The sequence below is a fragment of the Kitasatospora sp. NPDC058243 genome (assembly GCF_042882025.1).
GTDB lineage: Bacteria > Actinomycetota > Actinomycetes > Streptomycetales > Streptomycetaceae > Kitasatospora.
In genome coordinates, this window is the sequence record NZ_JBHVWW010000071.1 from 1 (window position 1) to 10,692 (window position 10,692).

Here is a 10,692-nt window from a genome sequence, read left to right on the forward strand (position 1 = left end):
GCGCTGCCCGGAGGGTCCCGGGCAGCGCCGCCGGTGCGTCACGCGGTGGCCGTCAGCGCAGCTCAGCGCACCCGCAGCGCAGCTCGGCGCGCCCTCAGCGCGCCGTCTGCGGGACGCGCTGCCCCGGGACGGCCGGCCTGGCGGCCTTGCGGCCGGCGGCCGGGGCAGCGCCCAGGGCGGTGCCCCGGGTCTCCTCGGCCCACAGCACGCACACCAGCAGGCCGACCACGGTGGTGCCGGCCGCGATGAGCATGGTCGGGCCGGTGCCCAGCCCGGACAGCGACAGCGGCAGCAGGTAGGTGCCGACGGCCGCGCCGATCCGGCTCACCGAGGTCGCCACGCCCACCGCCGTCGCCCGGATCTCGGTGGGGAAGAGCTCGTTGGGGTAGGTCCAGTCGAGGACGTTGGGCCCGCCGCACAGGAAGGCGTACGCGCACAGCGCCGTCAGGGCGATGGCCGCCGGGGCGGTGGGCCACACGCCCAGCAGGGCCAGCGGGACGGCCATCAGGGCGAACGACCAGATGATGACGGGGCGCCGGCCGCGGGTGTCGATCAGGCGCAGCGCCGGGAAGCAGCCGAGCAGGAAGACGAGGCTGATCAGCCCGGTGCCCAGGGTCTCCATCACGGTGCCGCCGGGCATGCCGAAGGAGGAGAGGATCTGCGGGCCGAAGGTGAGCATCGCGAACAGCGGGCCGACCTGGCAGAGGAAGAACAGGCCGCAGAACAGGGTGCGGCGCCGGTAGGGCGGGGTCATCAGCAGGCGCAGCCCGCCGGGGCGGCCGCGCTCGGCCGGGTCGGGCATCAGCTCGCGGCCGTCCACCCGTACGCCGAGGTGCTTCTCGACCACGCGCACCGCGTCGCCGACCCGCCCGTGGGCGGCCAGCCAGCGCGGGGACTCCGGCGTACCGCGACGGATCACCAGGAACACCACGCACAGCACCGTGGAACTCGCGAGCATCCACCGCCAACTGCCGGGCCCGGCCAGCTCCAGGAACGCGTAGCCCACCACGTAGGCGAGCACGGAGCCGGCGTACCAGGCGATGATCTGCTGACCGAGCAGCCGCCCGCGCTGCTTGGCGGGCAGCCACTCGGCGAGCAGGGACGTGGCGATGGGGTAGTCGGCGGCCACGGCCATGCCGAGCACGAAGCGCAGCACGGCGATCGCCCACACCGTGTCGACCCAGAAGGAGAGCACCGAGCAGGCGACCATCACGAGCAGGTCGGCGGTGTACATCACCTCCCGGCCGATCCGGTCGGTCAGCACGCCGAAGAGCGCGCCGCCGACGAACATGCCCACCAGCGCGGCGGCGCCGATCAGGCTGACCTCCGCGGTGGACAGGCCGAGCTCGGGTCGCATCCCGATCAGGGCGACGCCGACGATGCTCAGGATGTAGCCGTCGAGCAGCGGCCCACCGGAACAGGCGAGGGCCAGTCTCCGGTGGAAGGCGGTATACGGGGCGTTGTCGATGGTCTGGGACATGTGCTGGGGGTCCTCCGGAGCGTACGGCGGCGGATGGCCCGCTCACCGTGCGCCGGGTAGACGGCAAGGAAAGACGCCGTCCGGCGGACGGCGCCATCACCCGCTCACACCGGGCGACCGTCCACGGTTGCCCGGGTGCGAGGGGGCCGCCACCGGGCCGAAGGTCGGCCGGAGTCGCGACCAAGGTCCCGAAGCGGACAGGACCTCGGACCGTGTCGCGACCCCGCCCGCCCAGTCCTGCCGGGCCCTGTCGCCGCCCGGGCGCCCGCCCGCCCGCCGGGCGTGACCCTTCTCACCCGGAGGCCCCCGAGGGCCCCGATCGTGTGACCGGCGCCACATCCGGCCGTGCCGCCGGCGGGCGCACCGGCCCGCGCCCGCCGAACGGCGCGGCCCGGTGCGCGCCCCGCGTCCGCTACGCGGGCGCGCCCTCCGCCAGCCCGCCGTCGGCCAGCCGCAGCCACCGCTGCACGCCGATCCCGTGCAGGAACCGCTCGTCGTGGCTGACCACCACGAAGGCCCCCCGGTAGGAGTTCAGGGCGCTCTCCAGCTGGGCCGCGGGCGTCGGCGTCGAGGTTGTTGGTGGGCTCGTCGAGCAGCAGCACGTCGGGGCGCCTGAGCAGTTGGGCGGCCAGGCCGAGGGAGACGATCTGGCCGCCGCTGAGGGTGCCCAGGCGCCGGTCCAGCGCCAGGTGGGCCAGGCCGAGGCGCTCCAGCTGGGCGCGGGTGCGTTCCTCGATGTCCCAGTCGTCGCCGATGACGGCGAAGTGCCGCTCGTCGACGTCCCCGGACTCCACGGCGTCGATGGCCCGGACGATCTCGGCGATGCCCAGCACCTCGGCGACGGTGAGGTCGCCGCTCAGGGGCTGCGGGAGGGGGGCAGGGCGCGGCGCAGCAGACAGCCGGCGCCCGGGGGCAGACGGATGGGAGGAGGGCGCGACGACGGGGCCACGCCGACGGTGCTTCCACGCACCGGTCGGTGGCCTGCCGGGTCCGGGACTCACCCGGAGATGTCGTCGTCCACCACCACGTCTGGTCTCCTCGGTATACGGACGGTCGAAGTCCGCGCAAGTGTAGCCACCGGCTGCCAGGCACGCACGGCATTTATCCGGCGGCCGCCACCCCTGTGCCACCGGTGATCGTGCTGCGCAGGAAGTCGGTGGGGTCGACTTCCCGTGCTCATGGGCGGGTGGCTTGGGTGGCTTGGGTGGCTTGGGTGCGGCAGTGGGTGAGGGCGCACTTGAGGCGGGGGTCGGGGTTGGTGGTGGTGAGGAGTTCACCGGCGGTGGTGAGGGTGGTCCAGTAGGCGGTGGGGTCGCCGGTGCGGGGGAGGGGTGGGGTGGTGGTGAGGGAGAGGTAGGCGGTGGTGAGGTTGCCGGTGGTGAACCAGCGGTTGAGGCCGTGGTGGTGGCCGGGTCGGATGTCGCCGTGGGCGTTGACGGCGGTGAGGAGGTGGTCGATGACGGCGCGTTGGGTGGGGGTGAGGGTGGCGGGGATGTCGAAGATGCCGAGGGCTTCGAGGAGTTCGCCGGTGTCGGTTTCGGAGTTGGGGCGGGGGTTGGCGAGGAGGGCGTCGTGGCAGTCGTCGAGGCGGCGGGTGGTCTCGGTGTGGGGGATGGCGAGGGCGAGGCAGACGGCTTGGGCGGCGGGTCGGGGTTGGTGGCCGAGGCGGGCGAGGAGGGCGTAGGTGGCGGCGGGGGTGGCGCCGCGGGAGAGGGTGTGCTTGGCGAGGTTGGTGAGGTGCATGGGTGGTGCGGCTTTCAGACGGTGGCGGGGGTGACGGGCGACGAAGGTGCGGGGCGGCGGGTTGTGAGCATGGCGGGTGCCTCAAGAAGGATTGTGCGGGGGAGTCCCGGTGGGGAGAAGGGCCGGGCTTGATCAGCCGATCGGGACCGGGGCGCCCTGAAGGAGAAGGGGGATGCCGTCGCCATGCTCCCAGGAGTCCCAGGCGTCTTCGACCGCTTGACCAGCGGTCAGCGCCGCGTCTGCACTCGTCGTCGTCGTCGCCGTCCGCAGCGGCGAGTTCGGCGACGTCTGAAACCGCAGGCCCGGACCGCTCACCGGTCCGGGCCTGCGCGCCGTCACGAGCCGGCGGTGGCCGCCTCCAGCGTGGTGGCCATCACCGGGCTGGTGAAGGTGTTCGTCGCATCCCCCGTGGAGGGGTGGTAGGAGCCCCACTTGAGGTAGTTGCGGTCGCCGTCCCAGGTGGTGCCCTTGAAGGTGTCCGAGCCGGTGGTGAAGGTCTGCTTCACGCCGTCGAACCAGAAGTCGATGGTGCCGTCGGTGCGGCCCAGGCGGATCTTCAGCGCGTACGAGTGCCACGTGTTGTTGGCCGTCTGCGCGGTCCACAGGGAGTGCGCGACGTGGTCGGTGTCCCACTCCTGGAGGCGGACGCGCCCGTTGACGATGTCGATCTCGATCGGGTGGTTGGCCGTGCCGGTGCTCGGTGAGCACTTGAGCTGGAAGACGTACCGGCTGTTGGTGTCCTTGATGTCCACCTTGGACGACCAGCCGAGGTAGAAGGTGTCGCCCTCCTTCAGGTCCGGGCTGAGCGTCTCGCAGCGCTCCTCGCCGGCGGCCTGGAAGGCCCGCCACACGCTGCCCTTGACGGAGTCCTTGACGACGCCGAAGTTGCCGGCCGCGCACTGGACCGCCTTGAACGAGGACGGGCCGGTGCTGGTGCTCGGCGTCCACAGGACCTTGCCCGCGTCGGCGGCGGAGGCCTGGCCGCCGCAGGTGAGCGCGAACGTGGCGAGGGCGGCGGCCGCGGCGGCGGTCTTGCGGCGCTGGGTCAGAAGGGACATGCCTCTCCCGGGGGGATGAGTGGCGCGGGGCGGGGGACGGGTGTACGCGGCGATTCGACCACCGCCCGGCCCGTCCGGCCAGACGGAACGGCCGACGGAAGAGCCTTTTCGGACACTTCCGCCGGCCGTCCTGTCGACCTGAACCCGAACCCGGGCCCGTCCGTTACGGGTTGCGCGGCCCCTCAGCACCCTCGGAGCCCTCGGAGTCCTCGTCGTAGGAGGAGGTGCCCTCGTCCAGCAGCGGCTCCTGCGTCTTGAGGTGCGCGGGGGCCAGCGCCCGCAGCGTGTGGTAGCCGGTGATGACGACCAGGGTGCCCAGCGCGATGCCGCTGAGGCTGAAGGTGTCGGTGAACTTCAGGGTGACGTTGCCGATGCCGATGATGATGCCCGCGGCGGCCGGCACCAGGTTCAGCGGGTTGCGCAGGTCCACCTTGGACTTGATCCAGATCTGCGCGCCGAGCAGGCCGATCATGCCGTACAGGATGACGGTGATGCCGCCGAGCACCCCGCCGGGGATCGCGGCCACGACGGCGCCGAACTTCGGGCAGACGCCGAACAGCAGCGCGAAGCCGGCCGCGGCCCAGTAGGCGGCGGTGGAGTAGACCCGGGTGGCGGCCATGACGCCGATGTTCTCGGAGTAGGTGGTGTTCGGCGGGCCGCCGAGTGCGGTGGAGAGCATGGAGCCGACGCCGTCGGCGGAGATCGCGACGCCGAGCTTGTCGTCCAGCGTCTGGCCGGTCATCTCGCCCACGGCCTTGACGTGCCCGGCGTTCTCCGCGACGAGCGCGATCACCACGGGCAGGGCGACCAGGATCGCGGACCACTGGAAGGAGGGGCCGTGGAAGTCGGGCAGGCCGATCCAGTCCGCCTTGCCGACGCCCGACAGGTCAAGGCGCCAGTGGTCGGTGAGGTGGCCGCCCGCGTCCACCGAGTGGATCTTGCCGAAGACCCGGTCGAACAGCCAGGAGATCCCGTACCCGAAGAGCAGCCCGAGGAAGATCGCCACGCGCGACCAGAAGCCCCGCAGGCACACCACGGCCAGACCGGTGAACAGCATCACCAGCAGCGCCGTCCACTGGTCCTGCGGCCAGTAGGTCGACGCGGTGACGGGGGCGAGGTTGAAGCCGATCAGCATGACGACCGCGCCGGTCACGATCGGCGGCATCGCCGCGTGGATGATCCGCGCCCCGAACCGCTGGACCGCGAGGCCCACCAGGAACAGCGCCGCGCCCACCACGAACACCGCACCGGTCACGGTCGCGCTGGTGCCGCCCTGCGCCCGGATCACCGCGGCCACGCCCACGAAGGACAGCGAGCAGCCGAGGTAGCTGGGCACCCGGCCGCGGGTGGCCAGCAGGAAGATGATCGTCGAGACGCCGGACATCATGATCGCCAGGTTGGGGTTGAGCCCCATCAGCACGGGCGCCACGAAGCTCGCGCCGAACATGGCCACCACGTGCTGGGCGCCGAGCCCTGCCGTGCGGGGCCAGGAGAGCCGTTCGTCGGGGCGGACGACCGCCCCCGGCGCGGGCGTACGCCCGTCACCGTGCAGCTTCCAGCGCACGCCGAGATCCATGGTGGGGGTTCGCTTTCTCTGTACTTCCGGTGAACTGTCCGCACCATTCTCCCGGTCACCGGGCCTGCCGCGCGCACCCGGCCCGGCCTTGACCTGCGCACTCGCGCGGCCCGGGGGCGGCGCAGCCGGCTCACAGCAGCTCGGCCCGGGCGGCCTGGATGCCCGCCTGGAACCGGGTCCGGGCCCCGAAGCGGTCCATCAGCTCCCGCACCCAGCGCTGCACCGTCCGGGTGGACACCCCCAGCTGGCGGGCGATCGACTCGTCGGTGAGCCCCGCCGCGAGCAGCGGGAGCAGCTGGCGGTGCCGGTCCTCCGGATTCTCCTCCGGCAGGGCGGGCAGCCGCATCGCCTGCGCCCAGTACAGCTCGAACAGTCCGGCGAGCGCGTCCAGCAGGGTGGAGGGCCGGATCAGCAGCACGCTCTGCAACTCGGTGCCCGCGCTGACCGGCAGCAGCGCCCAGCGGTCGTCCAACAGCGCCAGCTTCAGCGGCAGTTCGGTGTGCACCCGGGCCTGCTCCCCGGCCGTGGCGAAGGAGTGGATCTCCGCCAGGCGCTCCGGATCGCGCAGCACCCGGCTGTGGTACACCACCCTGGTCGTCACCCCCCGTGCCAGCAGGGCCAGTTCGGTCTGCGGATCGCTGCGCCGGATGTACGGGGGCCGGTCCAGGACCCGCAGCCGCTCGCGCACCCCGAACTGGAGGGTGCGCCACAGCTCGGCGACCGATCTGCGCCCGCAGATCACCTCGACCGGCGCGTCGGACCCGGTGCCGTCCCGGCCCTGCCGGTAGGTGCGCATCAGCTCGCCCATCCGGCCCCGGGCGCGCCGCAGTTCGACCTCGCGCCGCAGCAGCAGCTCCTCCACCGCCACGTCCGGCGGCACCGCCGCCCAGGCCCCGGCCGCGCAGGCCTCCACCAGCCCCTGCGCGGCCAGCGAGACCAGTGCCGCGAGCACGATCGAGGCCTGGAGGTTCATCTGGGCGGCCAGCCACTGCGGGTCGGCGGCCTGGACGCCGAGCAGCCGCAGGTAGAGCTGCTCCTCGACCGCGCCGAGGCCGAGTCCGGCGAGCATGCCCGTCCCCGACACTGCGCCCTCCTCGTCCTGCACCGCCAGTGGACGAGCCGACTGTGCGCCACTCGGTGCCCGAAATCAAGGGATTGATCGGTCGACATGTTCCCGCCATGTCGGGTTCCTGCCCACGCGGTTCCCTTCCCGGCCCGCCCGCGGCGCCCGCAAGCTGGGCGGCACCCCCTCAACTCCCAGTGAAGGAGCCCCCCATGGCCCTTTCCCGCACCGGCCGGCTCGTGCTCGCCGCCCTGCTGGCCCTCCCGGCCGCCGCGGCCGCGACCCCCGCGACGGCCGCCCCCGCCACCCCCGCCACCCACGCCGCCGCGCACGGCTACGGCAGCGCGCACCGCTTCGGCCACGGCGCCCGCTACGACGGCGGAGTCTGGGGCGGCTACGTCGCCCAGGGCAGCGGCTTCCAGAGCGTCTCCGGCTCCTGGACCATGCCCGCCGTGCAGTGCAACACCGCCAACGACCTGTTCGCCCCCTGGGTCGGGATCGACGGCTACGGCTCGCAGACCGTCGAGCAGACCGGCGTCCAGGCCGACTGCTCCAGCGGCTCCCCGGTCTACTCGGCCTGGTACGAGATGTACCCGGCCCCGCCGCAGTACTTCAGCGACCCGGTGGACGCCGGTGACAGCTTCACCGCCTCGGTGGTCAACAGCGGCGGTTCCAGCTACGCCCTGCAGATCACCGACAACACCAAGGGCTGGACCGAGACCACCACCCAGCAGCTCGACGGCCAGAACGTCAGCGCCGAGGCCGTGATCGAGTCCCCGAGCCAGAGCTACCCCTCCTTCAGCCGCCTGGACTTCTCCGGCGTCACGGTCAACGGCCAGGTCTTCGACGGCTACTCCCCGCAGGCCATCGACAGCGGCCCCTACACCGAGACCCCGCTCAGAAGCGCCTCTTGCGAGGTTTTCCCCCCGGGGTACGTCTGCCGTGCCCCTCTCCACGCAACCTGCTGGGGAGCCTGCCGACACCCCCCCCCCTCCCCCTCCCTTCCTGTGGGGCCCGGCCCGGGGTCGTGTCCCAGAGAGACTCATGTCCCAATGGGACATTTCCGGGTGTACGGTGGCTCCCGTGACCACCGAGAAGGCCGAGCACACCACCGAGGGACGGCGTGACCGCAAGGCGCGCCGCACCCGCGAGTCACTGGCCGCCGCCGCCCTCCAGCTGGTGCTGGACCGCGGCCTGGCCGCCGTCTCCGTCGAGGACGTCACCGACCGGGCCGACGTCTCCCGCCGCACCTTCAGCCGGTACTTCGCCTCCCGCGAGGACGCCGTGCTGGACTGCCTGCGCGCCGACTTCGGCCGGATCAACGCGGCGCTGGCGGCCCGCCCCGCCGCCGAGACCCCGGTGGCCGCCTACCGCGCGGCGCTGCGGGTCTGGCTGGGCGACGAGCGGGACCCGGCCTGGCACCGGCGCCCCGGTGTGCGGGAGCTGTTCGGCCTGATCGCCGCCGAGCCCTCGCTGACCGCCGCCTACCGGCGGATCTGCGTCGACGAGGAGGAGGCCTCCATCCGGATCGCCGCCGCCCGCCTCGGCCTGGACGCGGAGTACGACCTGCGCCCGGCCGTCGCCGTCGGCCTCGGCGTGGCGGCCCTCCAGGCCGCCTCCCGCGCCTGGGTCCGCCACCCCGTCGGCGCCGACGAGCCGGATCTGCCCGACCTCGTGGAACGGGCCTTCGACCTGCTCGCCGCCGAACCGCCCCCCGACGGCCCGGCGGCCTGAACCACCGCGCCCACCCGGCGCACCCGCACGAAAGGACGTACGCCATGACCGGCACCGACCACCCCCAGGAGTTCACCGGCAAGGCCGCACTGGTCACCGGTGGCGCCTCCGGCATCGGCCTCGCCGTGGCCCGCCGCCTGGCGGCCGGCGGCGCGGCCGTCGCCGTCGCCGACTTCGACCTGGAGGGCGCCCGCAGGGCCGCCGCCGAACTGGAGGCCGCCGGCGCCCGGGCCCTGGCGATCGGGACGGACGTCACCGACCCGGAGTCGGTGCGGGCCGCCGTCCAGGCCGCCGTGGACGGGCTCGGCGCCCTGCACCTGGCCGTCAACAACGCCGGCATCAGCGGCGCGAAGGCCCCCACCGGCGCGTACGAGCCCGAGCAGTGGCGCCGGGTCCTGGCCACCAACCTCGACGGCGTCTTCTACTCGCTGCGCTACGAGATCCCCGCCATCCTGGCGGCCGGCGGCGGCGCCGTCGTCAACATGGCCTCGATCCTGGGCACCAACGGCTTCGCCGGCTCGCCCGCCTACGCCGCCGCCAAGCACGGCGTGGTCGGCCTGACCAAGACCGCCGCCCTGGAGTACGCCGCGCAGGGCGTGCGGATCAACGCCGTCGGCCCGGGCTTCATCGACACCCCGCTGCTGAGCGCGGCCGACGAGGAGGCCCGTCAGGCGCTGGTCGCCCTGCATCCGGCCGGCCGGCTCGGCCGCGCCGAGGAGGTCGCCGAACTGACCGCCTTCCTGCTCTCCGACCGGGCCTCCTTCATCCACGGCAGCTACCACCTGGTCGACGGCGCCTACGCGGCCCGCTGACCGGCCCGCTGCCCAGGCCTGTCCGGTGGCCGGGGCAGCGCAACCGGGGGGACAGTCGAGTCCGGGGGCAGAGAGAGGGAGTCCGAAACCCATGAAGGCAGTCCAGTACCGCAGCGTCGGCGCCGCCCCCGAGGTGGTCACCGTCCCCGATCCGGAGCCCGGCCCCGGCCAGGTTCTGCTCAAGGTCACCGCGGCGGGGGTGTGCCACTCCGACATCGCCGTGATGAGCATGCCCGCCGAGCGGCTGTCCTTCCCCCTGCCGCTCACCCTCGGGCACGAGGGCGTCGGCACCGTGGCCGCGCTCGGCGCGGGCGTGACCGGCCTGGCCGAGGGCGAACCGGTCGCCGTCTACGGGCCGTGGGGCTGCGGCAACTGCGCCAAGTGCGCGGAGGGCAAGGAGAACTACTGCCTGCGCGCCGCCGAACTGGGCATCCACCCGCCCGGCCTGGGCGCCCCCGGGGCGATGGCCGAGTACATGGTGGTGGACAGCCCCCGGCACCTGGTGCCGCTCGGCGGCCTCGACCCGGTCCGGGCCGTGCCGCTGACGGACGCCGGCCTGACCCCGTACCACGCCATCAAGCGCTCGCTCGGCAAGCTGACGCCCGGCAGCACCGCGGTGGTGATCGGCACCGGCGGCCTGGGCCACGTCGCGATCCAGCTGCTGCGCGCGATGACCGCGGCCCGGGTGATCGCCCTGGACGTGACGGAGGAGAAGCTCGCGCTGGCCCGCAGCGTCGGCGCGCACGAGACGGTCCGCTCCGACGCCTCCGCGCCCGCCCGGGTGCGCGAACTCACCGGCGGCATCGGCGCCCAGGTGGTGCTGGACTTCGTCGGCGCCCCGCCCACGGCGGCCGCGGCCGGCGCGATGGTGGCGGTGGAGGGCGACGTGACGATCGTCGGCCTCGGCGGCGGCACCCTGGCCGTCGGCTTCGGCGCCCTGCCGTACGAGGTCTCGGTGTCCTCCCCGTACTGGGGCACCCGCGCCGAGCTGATCGAGGTCCTCGACCTCGCCCGGGCCGGCGCGGTGGACGTGCACGTCGAGACCTACGGGATCGACGAGGCGCCGCTCGCCTACGAGCGTCTGCACAGCGGCCGGATCAACGGGCGCGCCGTCATCCTCCCCAACGGCTGACGGCTGACGGCTGACGGCTGGGGCCCCGGTCCCCCCCCCCCCCATCGGGGGGGGTGGGAACGGGGACGTCCATCCGGTTCAACAGTTAGGGCCA

Annotated in this window: 9 protein-coding genes and 1 pseudogene; 4 read left to right on the forward strand and 6 right to left on the reverse strand. The window is 73.6% G+C overall.

Annotation, left to right across the window (positions count from 1 at the left end):
- Window positions 1-94 precede the first annotated feature (94 nt).
- The 6 genes and pseudogenes from ACFVX9_RS32940 to ACFVX9_RS32965 all read right to left on the reverse strand — a co-directional run bounded on the left by ACFVX9_RS32940 (window position 95) and on the right by ACFVX9_RS32965 (window position 6,941).
- Complete coding sequence (locus tag ACFVX9_RS32940; protein WP_063350346.1) at window positions 95-1,480, reverse strand: MFS transporter; 1,386 nt, start codon at window positions 1,478-1,480, stop codon at window positions 95-97.
- Between the two features lie 481 nt (window positions 1,481-1,961).
- Window positions 1,962-2,481 (reverse strand): annotated as a pseudogene (locus tag ACFVX9_RS32945) (ATP-binding cassette domain-containing protein); the annotation flags it as partial.
- Between the two features lie 175 nt (window positions 2,482-2,656).
- A complete protein-coding gene (locus ACFVX9_RS32950) occupies window positions 2,657-3,223 on the reverse strand; it encodes a hypothetical protein (RefSeq protein ID WP_380487949.1) in 567 nt (188 codons plus the stop codon).
- Between the two features lie 335 nt (window positions 3,224-3,558).
- On the reverse strand, window positions 3,559-4,281 hold the full coding sequence (locus tag ACFVX9_RS32955) for a hypothetical protein (protein WP_380346304.1): 723 nt from the start codon (window positions 4,279-4,281) through the stop codon (window positions 3,559-3,561).
- Between the two features lie 163 nt (window positions 4,282-4,444).
- Complete coding sequence (locus ACFVX9_RS32960; RefSeq protein ID WP_380380563.1) at window positions 4,445-5,857, reverse strand: uracil-xanthine permease family protein; 1,413 nt, start codon at window positions 5,855-5,857, stop codon at window positions 4,445-4,447.
- A gap of 130 nt (window positions 5,858-5,987) precedes the next feature.
- On the reverse strand, window positions 5,988-6,941 hold the full coding sequence (locus ACFVX9_RS32965) for a LuxR C-terminal-related transcriptional regulator (protein WP_387985162.1): 954 nt from the start codon (window positions 6,939-6,941) through the stop codon (window positions 5,988-5,990).
- Window positions 6,942-7,132: 191 nt separating this feature from the next.
- Here ACFVX9_RS32965 and ACFVX9_RS32970 point away from each other — a divergent pair, with 191 nt between their 5' ends.
- From ACFVX9_RS32970 to ACFVX9_RS32985, 4 genes are all read left to right on the forward strand, one after another.
- On the forward strand, window positions 7,133-8,047 hold the full coding sequence (locus tag ACFVX9_RS32970) for a G1 family glutamic endopeptidase (protein ID WP_387985165.1): 915 nt from the start codon (window positions 7,133-7,135) through the stop codon (window positions 8,045-8,047).
- Window positions 8,004-8,654, forward strand: a complete 651-nt coding sequence (locus tag ACFVX9_RS32975; RefSeq protein ID WP_380487945.1) for a TetR family transcriptional regulator — start codon at window positions 8,004-8,006, stop codon at window positions 8,652-8,654. Before ACFVX9_RS32970 ends, ACFVX9_RS32975 begins: the two co-directional genes overlap by 44 nt.
- 44 nt (window positions 8,655-8,698) lie before the next feature.
- A complete protein-coding gene (locus ACFVX9_RS32980; RefSeq protein WP_063350353.1) occupies window positions 8,699-9,466 on the forward strand; it encodes an SDR family NAD(P)-dependent oxidoreductase in 768 nt (255 codons plus the stop codon).
- A gap of 91 nt (window positions 9,467-9,557) precedes the next feature.
- The gene (locus ACFVX9_RS32985) at window positions 9,558-10,598 is read left to right on the forward strand and encodes an NAD(P)-dependent alcohol dehydrogenase (RefSeq protein WP_380487941.1); all 1,041 of its coding nucleotides are present in this window, start codon (window positions 9,558-9,560) and stop codon (window positions 10,596-10,598) included.
- The last annotated feature ends 94 nt before the right edge of the window (window positions 10,599-10,692 follow it).